This window comes from Mesorhizobium tamadayense (assembly GCF_003863365.1).
Classification (GTDB): Bacteria; Pseudomonadota; Alphaproteobacteria; order Rhizobiales; family Rhizobiaceae; genus Mesorhizobium; species Mesorhizobium tamadayense.
In genome coordinates this window covers 12,495-33,034 of record NZ_RQXT01000008.1, presented here as the reverse complement: position 1 = coordinate 33,034, position 20,540 = coordinate 12,495, and the positions used below count along the sequence as shown (strand labels likewise).

19 protein-coding genes are annotated in these 20,540 nt (G+C 63.7%); 3 read left to right on the top strand and 16 right to left on the bottom strand.

Going from position 1 to position 20,540, the window contains the following annotated elements:
- Positions 1-48 precede the first annotated feature (48 nt).
- Together EH240_RS38795 and EH240_RS08835 are read right to left on the bottom strand one after the other, a co-directional pair.
- Positions 49-654 (bottom strand): hypothetical protein, encoded by a 606-nt coding sequence (locus EH240_RS38795; RefSeq protein WP_245435871.1) that lies wholly within the window; start codon positions 652-654, stop codon positions 49-51.
- Entirely contained in the window at positions 651-2,177 is a 1,527-nt protein-coding gene (locus tag EH240_RS08835; RefSeq protein WP_124997248.1) for an NAD(P)H-hydrate dehydratase, read from the bottom strand. Before EH240_RS08835 ends, EH240_RS38795 begins: the two co-directional genes overlap by 4 nt.
- Before the next feature lie 346 nt (positions 2,178-2,523).
- Here EH240_RS08835 and EH240_RS08830 point away from each other — a divergent pair, with 346 nt between their 5' ends.
- Together EH240_RS08830 and glnA are read left to right on the top strand one after the other, a co-directional pair.
- Positions 2,524-2,862: a P-II family nitrogen regulator gene (locus tag EH240_RS08830; RefSeq protein ID WP_006205430.1), complete on the top strand. Its 339-nt coding sequence runs from the start codon at positions 2,524-2,526 to the stop codon at positions 2,860-2,862.
- A 60-nt stretch (positions 2,863-2,922) separates the two neighbouring features.
- Complete coding sequence (glnA, locus tag EH240_RS08825; RefSeq protein WP_124997246.1) at positions 2,923-4,332, top strand: type I glutamate--ammonia ligase; 1,410 nt, start codon at positions 2,923-2,925, stop codon at positions 4,330-4,332.
- A gap of 210 nt (positions 4,333-4,542) precedes the next feature.
- Here glnA and EH240_RS08820 read toward each other — a convergent pair whose 3' ends face one another.
- Positions 4,543-5,580, bottom strand: a complete 1,038-nt coding sequence (locus EH240_RS08820; RefSeq protein WP_124997244.1) for a glutamine synthetase beta-grasp domain-containing protein — start codon at positions 5,578-5,580, stop codon at positions 4,543-4,545.
- A gap of 310 nt (positions 5,581-5,890) precedes the next feature.
- Between EH240_RS08820 and EH240_RS08815 the strand changes: the two genes are divergently transcribed.
- Positions 5,891-6,082 carry a DUF2735 domain-containing protein gene (locus EH240_RS08815; RefSeq protein ID WP_124997242.1) on the top strand — a complete coding sequence of 64 codons (192 nt, stop codon included), beginning with the start codon at positions 5,891-5,893 and terminating at the stop codon, positions 6,080-6,082.
- Positions 6,083-6,163: 81 nt separating this feature from the next.
- Here EH240_RS08815 and EH240_RS08810 read toward each other — a convergent pair whose 3' ends face one another.
- The 13 genes from EH240_RS08810 to rpsK form a co-directional block, all read right to left on the bottom strand.
- On the bottom strand, positions 6,164-8,050 hold the full coding sequence (locus tag EH240_RS08810; protein ID WP_124997240.1) for an MFS transporter: 1,887 nt from the start codon (positions 8,048-8,050) through the stop codon (positions 6,164-6,166).
- A gap of 177 nt (positions 8,051-8,227) precedes the next feature.
- A complete protein-coding gene (locus EH240_RS08805; RefSeq protein ID WP_124997238.1) occupies positions 8,228-9,019 on the bottom strand; it encodes an ATP12 family chaperone protein in 792 nt (263 codons plus the stop codon).
- 10 nt (positions 9,020-9,029) lie between these two features.
- Positions 9,030-9,890: a DMT family transporter gene (locus EH240_RS08800; RefSeq protein WP_167483978.1), complete on the bottom strand. Its 861-nt coding sequence runs from the start codon at positions 9,888-9,890 to the stop codon at positions 9,030-9,032.
- Positions 9,891-9,946: 56 nt separating this feature from the next.
- The gene (locus tag EH240_RS08795) at positions 9,947-10,933 is read right to left on the bottom strand and encodes an RluA family pseudouridine synthase (protein WP_124997234.1); all 987 of its coding nucleotides are present in this window, start codon (positions 10,931-10,933) and stop codon (positions 9,947-9,949) included.
- 113 nt (positions 10,934-11,046) lie between these two features.
- Positions 11,047-11,409 carry a DUF779 domain-containing protein gene (locus EH240_RS08790; protein ID WP_206075237.1) on the bottom strand — a complete coding sequence of 121 codons (363 nt, stop codon included), beginning with the start codon at positions 11,407-11,409 and terminating at the stop codon, positions 11,047-11,049.
- A gap of 60 nt (positions 11,410-11,469) precedes the next feature.
- A complete protein-coding gene (gene adh / locus EH240_RS08785; protein WP_124997232.1) occupies positions 11,470-12,987 on the bottom strand; it encodes an aldehyde dehydrogenase in 1,518 nt (505 codons plus the stop codon).
- 139 nt (positions 12,988-13,126) lie between these two features.
- On the bottom strand, positions 13,127-14,095 hold the full coding sequence (locus EH240_RS08780; protein ID WP_245435869.1) for a helix-turn-helix domain-containing protein: 969 nt from the start codon (positions 14,093-14,095) through the stop codon (positions 13,127-13,129).
- 154 nt (positions 14,096-14,249) lie between these two features.
- Entirely contained in the window at positions 14,250-15,080 is an 831-nt protein-coding gene (locus tag EH240_RS08775) for an aspartyl/asparaginyl beta-hydroxylase domain-containing protein (protein ID WP_124997230.1), read from the bottom strand.
- A gap of 206 nt (positions 15,081-15,286) precedes the next feature.
- Positions 15,287-16,594 carry a replication-associated recombination protein A gene (locus EH240_RS08770; RefSeq protein ID WP_124997228.1) on the bottom strand — a complete coding sequence of 436 codons (1,308 nt, stop codon included), beginning with the start codon at positions 16,592-16,594 and terminating at the stop codon, positions 15,287-15,289.
- 44 nt (positions 16,595-16,638) lie between these two features.
- Entirely contained in the window at positions 16,639-18,132 is a 1,494-nt protein-coding gene (locus EH240_RS08765; RefSeq protein ID WP_124997227.1) for a DegQ family serine endoprotease, read from the bottom strand.
- A gap of 189 nt (positions 18,133-18,321) precedes the next feature.
- On the bottom strand, positions 18,322-18,753 hold the full coding sequence (gene rplQ, locus EH240_RS08760) for a 50S ribosomal protein L17 (RefSeq protein WP_124997225.1): 432 nt from the start codon (positions 18,751-18,753) through the stop codon (positions 18,322-18,324).
- 144 nt (positions 18,754-18,897) lie between these two features.
- Positions 18,898-19,908 carry a DNA-directed RNA polymerase subunit alpha gene (locus EH240_RS08755; RefSeq protein WP_124997223.1) on the bottom strand — a complete coding sequence of 337 codons (1,011 nt, stop codon included), beginning with the start codon at positions 19,906-19,908 and terminating at the stop codon, positions 18,898-18,900.
- A 98-nt stretch (positions 19,909-20,006) separates the two neighbouring features.
- Positions 20,007-20,396 carry a 30S ribosomal protein S11 gene (gene rpsK, locus EH240_RS08750; protein WP_006205444.1) on the bottom strand — a complete coding sequence of 130 codons (390 nt, stop codon included), beginning with the start codon at positions 20,394-20,396 and terminating at the stop codon, positions 20,007-20,009.
- Positions 20,397-20,540 lie beyond the last annotated feature (144 nt).

The window sequence follows — 20,540 nt, the reverse complement described above, 5'->3', positions numbered from 1 at the left end:
GCTCGAGCTGCTTGAAGGAGAGGCCCGCCTTTTCTAGCGGTCCGCCGGTCAGCCAGCCGGCATCGGCAGCCTCGTCGATCTGCGGCAGCGGCCGGCAGCCCCGGCACAGCCGCCGTCGGCGTCCGGAGCGACGCGGTAGACGGCATTGAAATTGAACGGCAGCCGCGAGGCCAATACCTTGCTGTTCTTCCTGAAACTGTAGGCAAGGCGGTAGATGAAACGCACCTCGCCGCAGCTCGCTTCGTCGCCGAGTTCCGCGAAATCGCGCCGATCGGGCCGGTTGACGACGCCGACCAGCCGGAAGCGCGCGGCACTGGTCTTCAGCCAGCGCATGTCGATGATGCGGCCGATATTGCCGTCGGTCGCTTCATAGAGCGGCCGGCCGCCAGCCTTCATGTCGGCGCGCAGCGCTGCGACGTCGGCCGCTACCGTTTCGACGATGGCGCGGTAGGCCGGCGCCGTATCGTAGAGCGTTTTCAAATCGTCCTTGCCGCCGACGCCGAAGATGCCGGCGAAGCCGAAGCCCTTGGCGTCGAGCTTGGCGAGCACCTGCGGATCGTCGACAATCGTGACCGGACGACTGGCGGCACGCGCCGCCTGCGCGCCAAAGACGGTGACGGCAGCGACCGCGACGAGGATCACCAGCCGCATCATCGGGCAGCGACCCCGCTTTCCGCCAACGCGCGCAGAACAGGCACCATGGCCAAAGGCAAATCCTCGGCGATCAGGCCGGGTCCGAACCGGCTGCCGGCTTCGGCGTGTATCCAGACAGCAGCGCAGGCCGCTTCGAACGACGGCATGCCCTGCGCCAGGAGCCCGGCGATGATGCCCGCCAGCACGTCGCCGGAACCCGCGGTGGCAAGCCATGGCGCGCCGTTGCTGTTGATGGCGGCACGGCCATCTGGCGCGGCGATCACCGTGTCGGAGCCCTTGTAGACGATGATGGCATTGGCGCGCGCCGAGGCCGCGCGGGCCTTGGCGAGTTTTGACAACACCTTGTCGTCCGCAACGTCAGGGAACAGCCGACCAAATTCGCCCTCATGCGGCGTCATCACCAGTCCCGGCGCGCCGAACCCGCGGGCCGCCTGGAACAGCGTCTCGGGCTCGTCGCGAAACGAGGTGATGCCGTCGGCGTCGAGCACCAGCCCTTCAACACCGGTGTCCGGCGTTTGGCCGGTGCCAAGCAGTGCAAGGGCAAAATCGCGCGCCTTTTCGCCGACGCCGAACCCCGGACCGAGCACGAAGGACGAGGGGCGGCGATCAGCGAGGAATGCCCCGAGATCGGCAACGCCCTCGGCCTTGCGCAGCATGATCGAGGTGAGATGCGCGGCGTTCACCTGCATGGCGTTCGCCGGCGACAGCACCGTCACCGCCCCTGCCCCGCTTCTTGCTGCCGCCAGCGCCGACAGCCGCGCGGCACCGGTCGCGGAAGGACCACCCGAAAAAACACTCGTATGGCCGCGTTTGTATTTATGCGCATCGACGACCGGAACCGGGAAGGCAGGCAGCCAGAGCGCCGGTCCGTTCTCGAAGGCCTGCGGTGCGATCTGAGCGATGATGCCATCGCCGATGCCGATGTCGGCAAGCACGGTCTCGCCGCACATTTCACGCCCCGGCAAAAGCAGATGGCCAGGCTTCTTTCGCGCGAAGGTCACTGTCGTGGCGGCACGAAACGCGCTGCCGAGGATGGCGCCGCTTTCGCCGGAAACGCCGGAAGGCAGATCTATGGCGACGACCGGCAAGCCAAGATCCGTCGCGATCTGAACCGCCCTGGCGGCTTCGCCCGACAGCGGCTTTGACAGCCCCGCGCCGTACAGTGCGTCGACCAAGAGTGAGCCCGGCTCGGCAGCCAAGGCAGACAGCGGCCGGGGCTCCAACGGGCAATCGGCTGCAGCCAGCGCGGCATCGCTGCCTGCGCGCGGCTCGCCCGATACCCACATCGCAACGTCAACGCCACTCTCCCAAAGCAAGCGTCCCACGACATAGCCGTCGCCGCCATTGTTGCCGGGACCGCACAGCACGTGCATCCGCGTCGCCGCCGGGTAGCGTGCCAGCACCGCGGCCGCGACCGCCTCGCCGGCCCGGCGCATCAACCCGTAGCCGTCGAGCGGACCCGCCGCGATCGCCAGCCTATCGGCCTCGGCCATCTCGACCGGCGAAAGAAGTTCATTGCGCATGGGATTGCCGATCTCCATCCGATCAAGCATTGTCCGATTTGCGGTTCTAAGCAAACAGCGGCGGCCGAATGCCACCCCAAAGTGGTGGCGCCTGGAGGGGAATCTGCCTGGAAATTGCGCTATATGCCCAAATCTTGCGCTGACGTATGGAGGGGCGATGTATAGGCTTTGGGCGTCGATGACGCATCCAATGCAGCGGATGACGCGAATTAACATCCGGGTGCGGCACGGCATGGAAATCGCCCGATACCGCCTTCAACCTCCGGTAATTGGCACGCTTCGTGCTTGATGGAGGCGCAAGCGGGGCGCACAACCCGTCTTTTTGGCAGTGGAGGCCACTTTCTACATGAAAAAGATCGAAGCGATCATCAAGCCATTCAAGCTGGACGAAGTGAAGGAAGCGCTTCAGGAGGCCGGGCTGCAGGGCATCACCGTCACCGAGGCCAAGGGCTTCGGCCGGCAGAAAGGCCACACCGAGCTCTATCGGGGGGCCGAATATGTCGTCGACTTCCTGCCCAAGGTGAAGATCGAGGTGGTGCTCGGCGACGATGCGGTCGAAGGCGCCATCGAAGCCATCCGCAAGGCGGCGCAGACCGGCCGCATCGGCGACGGCAAGATCTTCGTCTCCAACATCGAGGAAGTCGTGCGCATCCGCACCGGCGAAACCGGGATGGATGCTGTCTGACGCCTCCCATCTTCCTGAACCGTCATCATCAAAAAACGTCATCAAACAGGGATACATGACATGACGACAGCCAAAGACATCATGAAGCAGATCAAGGACAACGACGTTAAGTTCGTCGACCTGCGCTTCACAGATCCGCGAGGCAAGCTGCAGCATGTGACGATGGATGTCGTCGAGGTCGAGGAAGACATGTTCGCTGACGGCGTGATGTTCGACGGCTCCTCGATCGCCGGCTGGAAGGCGATCAACGAATCCGACATGGTGCTGATGCCCGACACGGATACCGTCCATATGGATCCGTTCTTCGCCCAGTCGACCATGGTCATCCTGTGCGACATCCTCGATCCGATCTCGGGCGAGGCCTACAACCGCGATCCGCGCGGCACCGCCAAGAAGGCCGAGGCCTACATGAAGTCGGAAGGCATCGGCGACACCATTTATGTCGGCCCGGAAGCCGAGTTCTTCGTGTTCGACGACGTCAAGTACAAGGCCGACCCCTACAACACCGGCTTCCGCCTGGACTCGACCGAGCTTCCGTCCAACGACGACACCGACTACGAGACCGGCAACCTTGGCCATCGTCCGCGCATCAAGGGCGGCTATTTCCCTGTGCCGCCGGTCGACTCCTGCCAGGACATGCGCTCCGAGATGCTGACCGTGCTCGCCGAGATGGGCGTGCGCGTCGAGAAGCATCACCATGAGGTCGCCGCCGCCCAGCACGAGCTCGGCATCAAGTTCGACACGCTGGTGCGCAACGCCGACAAGATGCTGATCTACAAGTATGTCGTGCACCAGGTCGCCAACGCCTATGGCAAAACCGCCACCTTCATGCCGAAGCCGGTGTTCGGCGACAACGGCTCGGGCATGCACGTCCACCAGTCGATCTGGAAGGGCGGCAAGCCGACCTTCGCCGGCAACGAATATGCCGGCCTCTCGGAGGCCTGCCTGTTCTATATCGGCGGGATCATCAAGCACGCCAAGGCGATCAACGCGTTCACCAACCCGCTCACCAACTCCTACAAGCGTCTGGTGCCGGGTTATGAAGCACCGGTTCTGCTCGCCTACTCGGCGCGCAACCGCTCGGCCTCCTGCCGCATTCCGTTCGGCTCGTCGCCGAAGTCGAAGCGCGTCGAGGTGCGCTTCCCCGATCCGGGCGCGAACCCCTATCTCGGTTTCGCCGCCATGCTGATGGCCGGCCTCGACGGCATCAAGAACAAGATCCATCCCGGACAGCCGATGGACAAGGATCTCTACGACCTGCCGCCGAAGGAATTGAAGAAGATCCCGACCGTCTGCGGCTCGCTGCGCGAAGCGTTGCAGAGCCTCGACAAGGACCGCGGCTTCCTCAAGGCCGGCGGCGTCTTCGACGACGACCAGATCGACAGCTACATCGAGCTCAAGATGGCCGAGGTGATGCGCTTCGAAATGACCCCGCACCCGGTCGAATACGACATGTACTATTCGGTCTAAACAATCGCAATCGTTACAAAAAACCCCGGCGAAAGCCGGTTTTTTTGGCCTCCCCAAGCCAGGTTGTGGCAGGGCACGTGGCACCTCGTCGCTTGACGCAAATGGAACGCGTCTTCGCCTCTCTCAACGAAAAAAGCCCCGACGTTTCCGCCGGGGCATTTTGTCATTCACGTCACGCCGCGGGCCTGCATATCCGCGCCGCGAGAAAGATCAGGCGGCGGCCGAAACGGCAGCGGTCGAGACCTGCGAGATCGTCTTCAGGACCTGCGAGGCGATCTGGTAGGGGTCGCCCTGCGAGTTCGGGCGACGGTCTTCCAGATAACCCTTGTAGTCGTTCTTGACGAAGGAATGCGGCACGCGGATCGAGGCGCCGCGGTCGGCGACGCCGTAGCTGAACTTGTTCCACGGCGCGGTCTCGTGCTTGCCGGTCAGGCGCTTGTCGTTGTCCGGACCGTAGACGGCGATGTGATCCATCAGGTTCTTTTCGAACTGCGCCATCAGCGCCTCGAAATAGGCCTTGCCGCCGACTTCGCGCATGTATTTGGTCGAGAAGTTGCAGTGCATGCCCGAGCCGTTCCAGTCGGTGTCGCCGAGCGGCTTGCAGTGGAACTCGATGTCAATGCCGTATTTCTCGGTGAGGCGCAGCAGCAGGTAGCGCGCCATCCACATCTGGTCGGCGGCCTTCTTGGAGCCCTTGCCGAAAATCTGGAATTCCCACTGGCCCTTGGCCACTTCGGCGTTGATGCCTTCATGGTTGATGCCGGCGGCGAGGCACTGGTCGAGATGCTCCTCGACGATCTGGCGCGCGACATCGCCGACATTCTTGTAGCCGACGCCGGTGTAATACGGGCCCTGCGGCGCCGGATAGCCGCTCTCCGGGAAGCCGAGCGGACGGCCGTCCTTGTAGAAGAAATACTCCTGCTCGAAGCCGAACCAGGCGCCTTCGTCGTCCAGGATGGTCGCGCGGCTGTTAGATGCATGCGGGGTGACGCCATCGGGCATCATGACTTCGCACATGACCAGGATGCCGTCGGTGCGGGCCGGATCCGGATAAAGCGCCACCGGCTTCAGCACGCAGTCGGAGCTGCGGCCCTCGGCCTGGTTCGTGGAAGAGCCGTCGAAGCCCCACAGCGGCAGCTGATCGAGCGTCGGGAACTCGGCAAACTCCTTGATCTGGGTCTTGCCGCGCAGATTGGGGGTCGGGGTGTAGCCGTCGAGCCAGATATACTCGAGCTTGTATTTGGTCATTCCAGTGCCTCTCGTTGCTTGGACGCCGCACCGCGGCATCGATGCACGGCCGGGTCGAGCCGGCCTGCCGGTCGTTAAAATGCAATTCGTGTGCCACTCTTCCTGCGCTGGGTGCGGCAAAGTGGTCATCGCAAAGCGTTGATTTTGCTGAGCCGTCTCGGCAATGCGCGGCAATCACTCAGGCGCGATGTCTGCATAAATAGTAGGCAAATACTGATCTTTTTGTGGTCATATTGCTTAAATGAATCGCAGAACCTATCTTGGGAAAAGATTGAATCGACAAGCTCCTGAAGAAGAAAGGAGGCCGCCAATGGAAGTCAGCCCGTCCCGCCCGTCGGCAAAGATTCTGATGTTCCCACTTGCAGGCCGGATCTCTGCCTCAAATTTAGGCGCAAAGGCCAAATTCGCGGCAGAGCTTGCCTCGTTGCGCAATACGCAGGCCGATTTCGACGGCTGGTATCATGAGGCGGCGATCGAGGAAGAGAACCAGCGCAAGAGCTGATCCCCTCCTGTAACGCTTCTGCATGAAAAAGCCCGGCGCGATCGATCGCGCCGGGCTTTTTCTTTGCAGACGATCGATCGGCTACTGCTTGGCGTGCAGGTCGGTGCCGAGCGTGTCCCTGACGAAGATCAGGCCGATGATGAGCGACATCGCCGAGATCACCACCGGGTACCAGAGGCCGTAGTAGATGTCGCCCTTATAGGCGCTAAGCGCGAACACCGTTGCCGGCAGCAGGCCGCCGAACCAGCCATTGCCGATATGGTAGGGCAGCGACATGCCGGTATAGCGGATGCGGGTCGGGAACATCTCGACCAGGATCGCGGCAATCGGCCCGTAGACCATGGTGACGAACACCACCAGGATGAACAGGATGCCGATCGTCATCGGCCAGTTCACGGCCGCCGGGTCGGCGACCATGGCGAAGGGACCGCCGCCCGGGATGTTGTAGACGGTGACCTCGGGGGCGCCGGCCGCTTCATCCTTGGTCAGCAGCTTGTCGGTGACCGCCTTGTCGGTCGGCACCGTCGTCTTCTCGCCGCCGCGGATCGCCGCGGCGTCGAGCTTCAGCTCCGGATTGGCCGCGACGAAGGCGTCGAGCTTCTGGTCCGGCACCTTGGCCGCAGCGCGCTTCAGCGGATAGCCGCCGTCCTGTAGGGACATGTTGACAGCCTTCTGGAAGGCGGCCTCCTTGGCCTTGGCCTGATCACCGGCGGCGACGGCGTCATAGGATTCCACCGTCTCGTTGGCGACCTTGACCGTTGCCGCCGTGCCTGGTGCTGCCGTCGAAACGACGTCGTAAGGCACCGAGTTCTTGGTCAGGAACGAGGTCGCGATATCGCAGGATGTCGTGAACTTCGCCGTGCCGACCGGGTTGAACTGGAACCTGCAGTCGCCGGGTGCCGCCGTCACCGTCGCGCGCGTGTTCTGCTGGGCGGTGGCCAGCGCCGGATTGGCGGCCCAGGTCAGCGCCTTGAACAGCGGGAAGGTGCAGACGATGGCGAGCGCGAGGCCAGCCATGATGATCGGCTTGCGGCCGATCTTGTCGGACAGCCAGCCGAACACGACGAAGAAAATCGAGCCGACGGCAAGCGCGATCGCGATCATGATGTTGACCGACTGCGCGTCGACCTTCAGCACGTTCTGCAGGAAGAACAGCGCGTAGAACTGGCCGTTGTACCAGACCACGGCCTGGCCGGCGGTGAGGCCGAGCAGTGCCAGAAGCGCGATCTTGGCGTTCTTCCACTGGCCGAAGGCTTCAGACAGCGGCGCCTTGGAGCCCTTGCCCTCGTCCTTCATGCGCTGGAAGGTCGGCGATTCCGAGAGCGACAGCCGGATCCAGATCGAGATGGCGAGCAGAACAAAGGAGACGATGAAGGGAATGCGCCAGCCCCAGGCCGCATAGTTTTCCTTGCTGAGCGAACCCTGCACGATCAGGATGACGATCAGCGACAGGAACAGGCCGAGCGTCGCCGTCGTCTGGATCCACGACGTGTAGTAACCGCGGCGGTCGTCGGGCGCGTGCTCGGCGACGTAGGTCGCGGCACCGCCATATTCGCCGCCAAGCGCCAGGCCCTGCAGCATGCGCAGCCCGATCAGGATGATGGGGGCTGCGATACCCCAGCTCGCATAGCCGGGCAGCAGGCCGACCAGGAAGGTCGACAGGCCCATGATCGTCATGGTGACGAGGAAGGTGTATTTGCGGCCGACGAGGTCGCCGATGCGGCCGAACACAAGCGCGCCGAACGGACGGACGAGGAAGCCGGCGGCGAAGGCCAGCAGCGCGAAGATGTTGCGTGAGGCTTCCGGCGCCGACGAGAAGAAGGTCGCGCCGATGAAGGCGGCCAGCGAGCCGTAAAGATAGAAATCGTACCATTCGAAAACGGTGCCGAGCGAGGAGGCGAAGATGACCTTCTTTTCCTCCCGCGTCATGCCGCGGCTTCTTCCGCCGACGGTCGATGCCATTGCCATTGCTGTATCCTCCCGTGGATCCCGTCTGTCCTCGTTGGCTGCGCGCCACCATCCGCAATTCCTCCGAACGCGGATTCAAACGCAGCCAACGAAGGAAAAATGGCAGAAAGCGCCCGCGAAAGGCACCGCGACGATGGGATTATGACTTTCGTATTAGGTGCAATGCGAAAGCCGAGATCAGGCTTTCAGCGCCTCAAGCAGGCTGACTGCCGCCATCATGTCGCGCTTGCGGGCGGAGCGGCGCGCGACGGCTTCGACGTCCTGGCCCCAATGCTCGATCTGCCAGTCCTCATCGACATGGCCGGCCGTCCACGCTTCCTCGCCGTCAAGCTCGCCGAAATCGACGGCAAGCGCCAGCAGCGCCGATCCGGTCAGCGAAGTCATGACATGGATCGCGGCCAGGCGCAGCGGCTCGGCCCGCTGGGCAAGATGGGCGCCAAGGACGGCGATCGCCTCACGCGGCTGCTCGACATGGATGACGCCCTCGGCGAGATTGAAGCGGGCGCCGAGCTTGCTCCTCGCCCAATCGAGGACCGGGTCCCAGAGCCTGTTCTGCCGATCGACCAGTTCCTGCGGGACATCGGCGCGGTAGCAGAGCAGATCGGACGAAGCGAAGCGCAGGACGTCCTCCAGCACCGCTTGCGGATCGCTGGCGACGCCGTCGATCGCCGTGTTGGCAAGGCGCATGACCGGCATGGTCACGGGGTCGATAACCTCGCGCTGCGCGGAAAATTCGTCAGCCACCAGGGCGGCCGCTCGTTCGGTCGGCAACGCCAGCAGCGCCTTTCCCGGCGTGCGGACCGGCTTGCCGTCGAGATGAACGACAAAACCGCCTTCGACTGGCGCGACCGAAACTGTCTTGTAGAAGCGCTTCGGCAGCGGCGTCTTCATCTGGATCTGGGCGCGGCGCACCGGATCGGGATCGGAGAGCTGCTTTCCCGCTTCGAGGTCGTTGAGGATGTCGCGCATGTCGAACTCCTTACGCTGGAACCTGCTTGCGCGACGGCCGGTTGACGATGATCAGCCCGGCGGCGATCAGGCCGAGCGCCAGGAAAATCCTAATCGTCAGCGGCTCGCCCAACAGCACGGCGCCGCACAGAACGCCGAACACCGGCGACAGGAAGGCGAAGCTGGACAGGCCCGCCGCCGGGTAGCGCGTGAGCAGCCAGAACCACAACACATAGGTGAAGGCGACGATATAGAAAGACTGGAACAGCAACGCCAATGTCGGCAATGCAGCGATTTCGCGGATCGGCGGACCGGCGAACGGCAGCACCAGGGCGCCGACGACGGCGGCACCCACCAGTTGATAGAGCAGAAGCTTCTCGGCGCTCGTCTCGACCAGCTTCGAGCGCTTGATGACGATACTGGTCAACGCCCAGAGGATGCCCGAGCCGAGACTGAGCAGATCACCGGTCAGTGTCGCATCCTCGCCGGCAACGATCCCATCGGAGAACACGGCCGCGAGCCCGCAGAAGGCGAGCACGAGGCCGGCAAGCTTGCGCACATTGATGCGCTCGCCGAGCAGGAAGTGACCGCCGATCAAGACCCAGAAAGGCATGGTGTTGACCAGCAGCGTGTTGCGGGCAACCGTCGTGAGCTCAAGCCCGATATAGAGAAACAGGAACTCGACACCGAAGAGCACGCCGACGGCGATGCCGGCGACCAGCGTCTTGTCGGGCCTGAACAGCTTGATGCCGCGCAACCAGCACCAGCCGAGAACACAGAGCCCGCCGATGATCGAGCGGACGATCGAGACGAAGACCGGATCGTAGCCGGCATAGGAGACCTTGGCGGCGACATAGTTCAGCCCCCAGGACAGCGTCAGCCCGACCATCATGGCCGCCGCCGTCAGGTCGACCACATCGCGCCGGTCGAACGTGTCGGCGGCGCCGCTCAATTGTCGTCCTCCGCGTTCCGCTCATCGAAGCCGAGCAGGTTCCAGCTCTGGCGCATATGCGGCGGCATCGGCGCCATCACATCGATGACGCCCCGGTCGGGATGCGGAATGACGATGCGGCGCGCATGCAAGTGCAGGCGGTTCTGCATGCCGCCCGGGAAATCCCAGTTGGTGTCGGCCTCGAAATATTTGGGATCGCCGATGATCGGGCAGCCGATATGTGCGGCGTGGACGCGAAGCTGGTGGGTACGGCCGGTATAGGGCTCCATCTCCAGCCAGGACAGCGTCTGCGCCGCCTGCTCCACGACGCGATAATAGGACACAGCGTGGTCAGCGCCCTTCTCGCCATGCTTGGCGATGCGCACGCGGTCGCCGTCCGGCGTCGCCTCCTTGACCAGCCAGGTCGAGATCTTGTCCTCGCGTTTCGGCGGCACGCCCTTGACCAGCGCCCAATAGGTTTTCTTCGTCGCGCGCGCCCGGAACGCTTCCGACAGCTTCATCGCCGCAAGGCGGGTGCGGGCGACGACCAGCACGCCCGAAGTGTCACGGTCGAGGCGATGCACCAGGCGCGGCTTCTCGCCCTTCTGGTTGCGCCAGGCTTCCAGCATTTCATCAACATTGCGGGTGACGCCGGAGCCGCCCTGCACGGCAAGTCCGGCCGGCTTGTTGAAGACGAAGACTTTTGCATCCTCGTGCAGCAGCATCTTCGCCAGCACGTCGGCATCGTCCTGGTTGCGGATCGAATGGCCGGTTAGCGGGGCATCGCCCTTCTTGTCGACGTCGAGCGGCGGAATGCGCACGGTCTGCCCGGGCTCGACGCGCGAGTCGGCCTTCACCCGTCCGCCATCGACGCGGATCTGGCCGGAGCGCAGCAGCTTCTGCAGATGGCCGAAGCCGAGGCCCGGATAATGGACCTTGAACCAGCGGTCGAGCCGCATGCCCGCCTCGCCGGCCTCAACCGTGATCTGTTCAACCCCTGCCATGACTTCGCTTTTCCATTCGAAAGCGGCGCCATAGCACTAAGGCAGGCATCTTGCGAGCCAAAGACCCAACAAAGCGCGACGATTGCCCCAATCGTCGCCGTTTGTATCGGCATTCAGCCCTTAGACGGTCTGGGCATGGCGCAGATCGTCGAGCGCGTCAGGAACCGCTTCTCGCGGCCATTGTCGAGCGAGAACATGCCGCCCCTGCCAGGCACGACGTCGATGACGAGATCCGTGTGCTTCCAGGCCTCGAACTGCGAGGCGCTGATATAGACGGGCGTGTCGTCGATCTCGCCCAGCTTCACATCATTGTCGCCGAGCATGAACTCGCCGCGCGGATAGCACATCGGCGAGGAGCCGTCGCAGCAGCCGCCGGACTGGTGGAACAGCACCGGGCCGTGATCGGCGATGATCTCGGCAAGCAGCGCCTCGGCTTCCGGCGTGGCCGATACCTTGCCCATTGAAACCTTATCCATGATCTTCTCCATCAGCCGGGAGGGCGCGGCGAACCGCGCCCTCCCTTCGCCCAGGGAGGATCAGAAGAAGCCGAGCTTCTTCGGGCTGTAGTTGACCAGCATGTTCTTGGTCTGCTGGTAGTGGTCGAGCATCATCTTGTGCGTCTCGCGGCCGATGCCCGACTGCTTGTAGCCGCCGAAGGCGGCATGCGCCGGATAGGCGTGGTAGCAATTGGTCCAGACGCGGCCGGCCTGAATGGCACGGCCGAAGCGATAGCAGCGGTTCGCGTCGCGGCTCCAGATGCCGGCGCCAAGCCCGTAGAGGGTGTCATTGGCGATCGAGAGCGCCTCGTCTTCGTCCTTGAAGGTCGTGACCGAAACAACCGGCCCGAAAATCTCCTCCTGGAAGATGCGCATCTTGTTGTGGCCCTTGAACACGGTCGGCTTGACGTAGTAGCCGCCGGCAAGGTCGCCCGGCAGATGGTTCTGCTCGCCGCCGGTCAGCACCTCGGCCCCTTCCTGACGGCCGATGTCGAAATAGGACAGGATCTTCTCCAGCTGCTCGCTGGACGCTTGCGCGCCGATCATGGTCGCCGGATCGAGCGGATCGCCCTGGACGATCGCCTCGACGCGCTTCAGCGCGCGCTCGATGAACCTGTCGTAGATCTTCTCATGCACCAGCGCGCGGCTCGGGCACGTGCAGACTTCGCCCTGGTTGAGCGCGAACATGACGAAGCCTTCGATCGCCTTGTCGAAGAAGTCGTCGTCCTCCGCCGTGACGTCCTGGAAGAAGATGTTGGGCGACTTGCCGCCGAGCTCGAGCGTCACCGGAATGAGGTTCTGGCTGGCATATTGCGAGATCAGGCGGCCGGTCGTCGTCTCGCCGGTGAAGGCGATCTTGGCGATGCGGTTCGATGACGCCAGCGGCTTGCCGGCCTCGAGGCCGAAGCCGTTGACGATGTTGAGCACGCCCTCCGGCAGCAGGTCGCCGACCAGATCGGCCCACAGCATGATCGTCGCCGGGGTCTGCTCGGCCGGCTTCAGCACCACGCAGTTGCCGGCGGCTAGCGCCGGCGCCAGCTTCCACACCGCCATCAGCAGCGGAAAGTTCCAGGGAATGATCTGGCCGACAACGCCAAGCGGCTCATGGAAATGATAGGCGACGGTGTCGTGATCGATCTCGGAGAGGGAGCCTTCCTGGCTGCGAAGCACGCCGGCGAAATAGCGGAAATGGTCGATGGCCAAAGGAAGGTCCGCCGCTGTCGTTTCGCGGATCGGCTTGCCGTTGTCCCAGGTCTCGGCGAGCGCCAGCAGGTCGAGGTTGTCTTCCATGCGGTCGGCGATGCGGTTGAGGATCAGCGCGCGGGCCGCGGGGCTGGTCTTGCCCCAGGCATTCTTCGCCTTGTGCGCGGCGTCGAGCGCCGCTTCGATGTCCTGTGCGTCCGAACGGGCGATCTCGCCCAGAGGGCGGCCGGTGACCGGCGAGATGTTCTCGAAATATCTGCCGGAGAGCGGCGCCGTCCACTTGCCGCCGATGAAGTTGTCGTAATGCTTGGCGAAAGGAACCTTGGCCGCGCGCGAGAATTCCACCTTGTTCATCACTTCCTCCCGAAGAAGCACGCCGCGGCATGCGACGCGTCTGGAGCAAAGGGTTACGGATAGGCTTTGTTTTGTCAGCCCGAGGAGGAGCGATCGCGGCCGCCGAGTGTCGCAGAAATGCGACAGGTCGGTTCGAAAATCAGTGCGGGCGGCGGATGCCGAAGCGGGCGAGCTTGCGATGCAGCGTCGCGCGCGAAATGCCGAGGTTCTGGGCCGCCGCCGACACATTGCCGCCGGCGCGCGCCATCGCTCGCTGCAGCGCGCCGCGCTCGGCTTCGTCGAGATCTTCCGCGGCCTTGGCCGAATCGCCGAGAATATCGGCAGCCAGCAATCCCTTGGCCAGGGCTTCGCGGGTTATGCCGAGCGCAAGGCGCGCGGAGCGCGTCGCGCCGATCACCAGATCGTCCGAGTCGACCGCGATGAGCGCGCCGGCGCTGCGCTCGGCGACCGGGGCGAGGAGGATGCGGGCGCCGGAAAACACCATGCGGAAATTCTCGGCCTCGATGCGCCGGGCGGCATCGCCCACGGCGACGGCGATGAGCTGGACAAACCCTTCCGTCAGGTCCGACCGGCAGGACGAGACATCGAGCGCCGCGGCCAGATTGCCTTCGTGGTCATAGACCGGCGCCGTGGTGCAACTGAGCAGCGTGTTGCGGGAAAAGAAATGCTGGTCGCGGTGGATGGTAAGCGCCCGCTGGTCGGCGATGCAGGTGCCGATGCCGTTGGTGCCTTCGCTGTCCTCGCTCCAGACGGTGCCGGTCCACAGGCCCCATTCATCGAACGTCTCGTCGTCGGCGACAGCACCCCTGCGCTCCACCGGAATGCCGTCGCGGTCCGCCAACATCACGCAGCAGCCGACGCCGCCGACCGCGAGATAAAGCCGGTTGAGGCTCGCCTCGGCGGCGCGGATCATTTGCTCCATGCGCTGCCGGGCCTCTCTGATCTCGCCATCGGTCAGCCGCCTGGGCGCCTTGCGCTCGGCCGGATCGAGCTGATGCAGTTGCAGGGAGCGCCGCCACGAAGCGACCAGCGCCGAATGGGCCGCGTCGCTTCTGGCGATCGAGGCCTGGACCAGATCCGCATGCACGGCTGCTTGCCGCCCGATCAACCTAATCCTCCCATGAGCGGAACCTCCCTCCGCTCCATCGTTATGTTTATACAAACATAACCGACGTCTAGAGTTCTAAAGGTTGTGATCCGGCGGCGCCATAGGACGTTGGTTTAAGACAGGCCCCGGCCGAAGCACCGGAGCCTCCGACAAATCAGTTGGCGGCGGCCTTCTTGGCCTTGGACGAGCCGATCATCTTCCAGTTCTTGTAGAACATGGAATTGACGCGCTCGACGCTCACCGAGACCACTGCGAGAAGGCCGGCGATGAGGCCAGGGAATGGCGATGGGCGGATGATGTCCATGAACACGCAGTAGCGGCGTCCGTCATACTCGTTGACCGAACGGTGCAGCAGCGTGTCGTCGAAAATGTAGAGCGGGTTGTCGTGCCAGTAGTTCCTGGCGTTGTTGCACTCGACGAAAACTTCGGCCTTCACAGGCAGCAGGTTGTAGAGGATGCGCAGGCTGAGCCGCAGCGGCCCGAAATGCCAGGAGGTCGATTCCTTGCCCCTGAAGACCGAGACTGCGATGGTCTTGATGTATTTGAAGTCCTTGTTGAATTCCGCGACGTTGTCGATCTTGTGCTTGCCATACCACTGATAGACATACATGCCGCGCCGGCCGGTGCCGAAGTTGGCGTCGATATCGACGATGATCTCGTCCTTGCGAGCCTTGAAGACGTCGAGAATCTCGTTGACCTCGCGCTGATAGTCGGCGGGAAACTGCTCCAGCTTCCACACGCCCGGGTTCCGGTAGCAAAGCAGGTCGACCAAGAGGTTGAAGGGCGACAGCAGCCAGGTGAAAATGCCGTTGCCGAGGAAATAGCCGCGGAACAACGACAGATCCTTGTTTGCATTGCGCAGCACGTCGATCAGGCCGCAGACGATCCAGATCGTCGTCAAGATCGGGATGAAGTAAAAGCCGAGCGCGAGAAGCGGGACTGCGATCGCAGCCTGACGAAGGGTCTTACGGGTTTGCTTTGTCATAGTCTTTCGCGCGGGAGCGCGATCCTGTTCGCATGAGCCAAATCACGGCGACCCCCGTCAGCCGTGCGCCTTAATAGGATTTTTCATGGCTCGGCACAATCTGGGTCAGGTTTGCCCGCTCACGATTGCACCGGCATTTCGACTTTGATCGTCGTGCCGCCGAAGCTTCGCTGCGAAGCGCCACGCTTCCCGGGCCACGCAAGCCGCTATTCCCGCTCTTTGCGCAGCTTTGCCCAATATTCCAGCCGCTTGCGGATATCGCGCTCGAAGCCGCGCTCCGGCGGATCGTAGAAGGTGCGGCGACCCATCTTTTCCGGGAAATAGTCCTGGCCGGAAAATGCAGCCGGCTCGTCATGATCGTAGCGGTAGCCGGCGCCGTAATCCTCCTCCTTCATCAGCTTGGTCGGCGCGTTGAGGATGTGCTTGGGCGGCAGCAGCGAGCCGAATTCCTTGGCCGCTTGCGTCGCCGCCTTGAAGGCGGTGTAGACGGCGTTCGACTTGGGCGCAGTGGCAAGGTAGACGGCGGCCTGGGCAAAGGCCAGCTCGCCCTCGGGAGAGCCGAGGTAATCATAGGCGTCCTTGGCGGCATTGGCGACGACCAGCGCCTGCGGATCGGCAAGGCCGATGTCCTCCACCGCCATGCGCACCAGCCGGCGGCCGAGATAGAGCGGATCCTCGCCGGCATCGAACATGCGGGCGAGATAATAGAGTGCCGCGTCCGGGTCCGATCCGCGCACCGATTTGTGCAGCGCCGAGATCAGGTTGTAATGGCCGTCCTGGCCCTTGTCGTAGATCGGCGCGCGGCGCTGGATGACGCGCTGCAGGCCCTCCGGCCCGAACACCTCGCCGGACTTGGCGGCGCGCCAGACTTCCTCGGCCAGCGTCAGCGAGGCGCGGCCGTCGCCGTCGCTCATGCGGATCAGCATGGCCCGCGCCTCATCGTCGAGCGGCAGCGCCCTGCCCTCCGTTTCCTCCGCCCGGGCCAGGAGCTTGGCGATGCTGTCCTCGCCCAGCGAGCGGAACACCAGGACGCGCGCTCGGGACAGAAGTGCGGCATTCAGCTCGAAGGACGGGTTTTCGGTGGTCGCGCCGACCAGCACCACCGTGCCATCTTCCATCACCGGCAAGAAACCGTCCTGCTGGGCGCGGTTGAAGCGATGGATCTCGTCGACGAAAAGCAGCGTCTGGCGGCCGTTGGACCGGCGCAGCTTCGCCGCCTCGAACACTTTCTTCAGATCGGCGACGCCGGAAAACACCGCAGAAATCTGCTCGAAGGCAAGATGGGTCTCTCCGGCCAACAGTCGCGCCACTGTCGTCTTGCCTGTGCCGGGCGGTCCCCAGAAGATCATCGAGCCGAGCGAGCCGGATTCGATCAGCCTGGTCAAAGCGCCGTCCGGGCCGGTCAGATGCTCCTGGCCGACGACCTCGCCAAGGCTCTTCGGACGCAGCCGGTCGGCCAGCGGCCGGCCGGGCGGCGCCTTCTCCGGTTCATCGACGCTGAACAGATCGGCCATGCACTTCTATTTGGTTGGAGCACGGCCCCTTTTCCAGAACCTGCTCAGTAACGCAATACCTGGCGCAATATCTGCCCGCCGCGCTCGACGGTAAAGCGCCACCAGCGCGTGTCCTGCTGGGCGACCTGTGCCAGCGTCGCCGCCGTCTCGATCGTCGTGCCGTTCACCTCCCGCACGATGTCGCCGGCCTGGAAGCCGAAATCGGCGGCCGGTGAATCGCGGTTGATGTCGACCACGGTGACGCCCCTCAAGTCGGTGCGCAGGCCAAGCCGCTGGGCGAGCCGCGGCGACAGTTCCGCCACCTTGGCGCCTGAGAACGGACTGCGGCCATGCAGCGTCACCTCGGTCGGCTTGGCGCCTTCCGGCGGGCGCTCCAGCGCAATTTCCAGCGTCGCCTGCTGGCCCTTGCTCAGCACGGCGAAGGTCGCCTTGGAGCCGATCGACAGCGTGGCCATGCGATAGTCCAGCGCCTCGATGCTTTCGACCGGCGTGTTGTTGAGCGACAGCACGACGTCGCCGGGCTTGAGGCCTGCCTTGCCTGCCGGACCTGCCGCATCGACCGACGAGACCAGCGCGCCGGTCGGCTTTTCCATGCCGAGCGATTCCGCAATCTGCGGCGTCACCAACTCGAACTCGGCGCCGATATAGGGCCGCTCGAAGAAATCGAGGCCGGCCTTGGCGGCGTCGGCGAAGGCGTGAACCATGTTCGACGGGATTGCAAAACCGATCCCGATCGAGCCGCCGCTGCGGCTGTAGATCGCCGTGTTGATGCCGACTAGCTGGCCGCCCATGTTGATCAGCGCGCCGCCGGAATTGCCGGGATTGATGGCGGCGTCGGTCTGGATGAAGTAGCCGGAATCCGAAACGCCGATATGGCTGCGCGCGAGCGCCGAAACGATGCCGCTGGTGGTGGTCTGACCGACGCCGAACGGATTGCCGATGGCAAGCAGCAGGTCGCCAACCTCGAGCGCGTCGGAATCGCCGATGGCGATCACCGGGAACGGCTTGTCGGCAGAGATCTTGAGCACGGCCAGATCGAGCGTCTCATCCTTCAGCATCACCTTGGAGGTGAACTCGCGCCCGTCGGCGGTCGCCACCTTCACCTCGTCGGCATCCTTGATGACGTGGTAGTTGGTGACGATGACACCGCTCGGATCGACCAGTACGCCGGAACCGAGCGAAGACTGCGCGCGCGGCTGGGCGCGGCCGAAGAACTCCTCGAAGAAGGGATCACCCTCGAAGGGGGAGGTCACCTTCGCAGTCTGCGAGGCATAGACATTGACCACAGCGGGCGCCGTCTGCTTGACCAGCGGCGCGAAGGAAAGCTGCACCTCCTCGCGGCCGAACGGCACGCGCTTGTCCGGCCCGGAGGTGGCGTTCTCGCCTTCGACGCCATGCAGCAGATCGGTCAGCACGTCGGAGAGGCCGGGATCGGCCGGCTTGGCTGCGTCCTCAGCCAATGCCTGTCTGACGCCAGGCGCCGCGGCGAAAGCGGCGAGCGCGCAAACTGCAATGAGAAACAGCCGTTTGAGGTGCATTCCGAATCCTCCAGATCAGGCGCCATTGTCGCGACGATTGTGCAGAATGAAAGGCCAATGCGCGGAAAAGCGACGCTTGTCGCGCAAAAGCATGAGCTTGAGCGTGAAATTCCGCTCACTCCATACACTACCTTTGAACGCAAAAAGGGGCCCGCAGGCCCCTTGCAGTCGCTTGCTGAAAACCCGGCCTCAGGCGGCCGCGGCTTCCTCATCGACGCCTTCAGCCTCGAGCCGTGCGCGGTCGACGGCGCCCTTGGCCGAGGTGTCGCGGTCGACGAACTCGATGACCGCCATGGCAGCGTTGTCGCCGTGGCGGAAGCCCGCCCTCATGATGCGCAGGTAGCCGCCGTTGCGGGTGGCGTAGCGCGGGGCGATGGTCTCGAACAGGCGCTTGACGACGCCTTCATTGCCGATCTGCGCGATCACCTGGCGGCGAGCGTGCAGGTCGCCGCGCTTGCCGAGCGTTACCAGCTTCTCGACAATCGGACGCAAGTCCTTCGCCTTCGGCAGAGTGGTGACGATCTGCTCGTGCTCGATCAGCGACACGGCAAGGTTTGCAAACATCGACTTGCGATGGCTTACGCTGCGGGCGAACCGGCGGCCTTTAAATCCGTGGCGCATGGCTCTTCTCCTGGTGTTGTGGGCGGTTGGCCCGGCTGTTTCGTTTTGTGAATGGTGAATAGTGAATGGTGAATGGAAGGGCTCTGCCTCTCCGAAGCCGCCCACCGGCGACCATTCACCATTTCACCATTCTCAATTCACCGCTCAGTATTGATCTTCGTAACGCTTGGCGAGGTCTTCGATGTTTTCCGGCGGCCAGTCCGGCACTTCCATGCCGAGATGCAGGCCCATCGCCGCCAGCACTTCCTTGATCTCGTTCAGCGACTTGCGGCCGAAGTTCGGGGTGCGCAGCATCTCGGCTTCGGTCTTCTGGATCAGGTCGCCGATATAGACGATGTTGTCGTTCTTCAGGCAGTTGGCCGAACGCACCGAAAGCTCGAGCTCGTCGACCTTCTTGAGCAGCGCCGGATTGAAGGCGAGCTCGGTGACGGCCTCGGTGGCGACTTCCTTCTGCGGCTCGTCAAAGTTGACGAACAGGCCGAGCTGATCCTGCAGGATTCGGGCGGCGAAAGCCACCGCGTCCTCGCCCGAGATCGAACCGTCGGTATCGATGGTCATGGTCAGCTTGTCATAGTCGAGCACCTGGCCCTCGCGGGTGTTCTCGACCTTGTAGGAGACCTTCTTGACCGGCGAATAGAGGCTGTCGACCGGGATCAGGCCGATCGGCGCGTCCTCGGCGCGGTTGCGCTCGGCCGGCACATAGCCCTTACCGGTGTCGACGGTGAACTCCATGCGGATTTCTGCACCCTCGTCCAGCGTGCAGATGACGTGGTCGGGGTTGAGGATCTCGACGTCGCCGACGGTCTGGATGTCGCCAGCGAGCACGGCGCCCGGGCCTTGCTTGCGTACGACCATGCGCTTGGGACCATCGCCTTCCATACGGATGGCGATTTCCTTGATGTTGAGCACGATGTCGGTCACGTCCTCGCGCACGCCGGCGATGGACGAGAATTCATGCAGAACGCCGTCGATCTGCACGGCGGTGACGGCCGCGCCGCGCAGCGAAGACAGAAGCACGCGCCGCAGCGCGTTGCCGAGGGTGAGGCCAAAGCCGCGTTCGAGCGGTTCGGCCACCAGCGTGGTCAGCGTCTTCTTCTTCGACGAGAACTCGATCTTGTTGGGCTTGATCAGTTCCTGCCAATTTTTCTGGATCATGATGCTTTCCTTCCGTTGACCCGCCACCATCCAATCGTGGCGGGCGACCTGGAAAACCGCGGAGGAGCGCCTCTGGCGCTCACGCGGCGTTCAAAATATTAGACGCGGCGCTTCTTGCGCGGGCGGCAGCCATTGTGCGGGATCGGCGTCACATCACGGATCGAGGTGATGGTGAAGCCGGCCGCCTGCAGGGCGCGCAGCGCCGATTCACGGCCGGAGCCAGGCCCGCAGACCTCGACCTCGAGCATGCGCATGCCGTGTTCCTGGGCCTTCTTGGCGACGTCCTCGGCAGCCATCTGGGCGGCGAACGGGGTCGACTTGCGCGAACCCTTGAAGCCCTGAGCGCCTGCCGACGACCAGGCAATCGAATTGCCCTGCGCGTCGGTGATGGTGATCATCGTGTTGTTGAAGGTCGAATTGACGTGGGCAACACCCGACGAAATGTTCTTGCGTTCGCGACGGCGAACACGAGCGGCTTCCTTGGCCATGGTAGTCCTTTCAGTTGATCTCTACACCGCCGTAATGCCAGCGGCTCCACCTTCGTAAGGGAGTAGGGGAATAGGGCAGTAAGGGAGTAGGGAAATGTGTGACCCGATAGCGGGCGTTCCCTACTGCCTTACTCCCCTACTCCC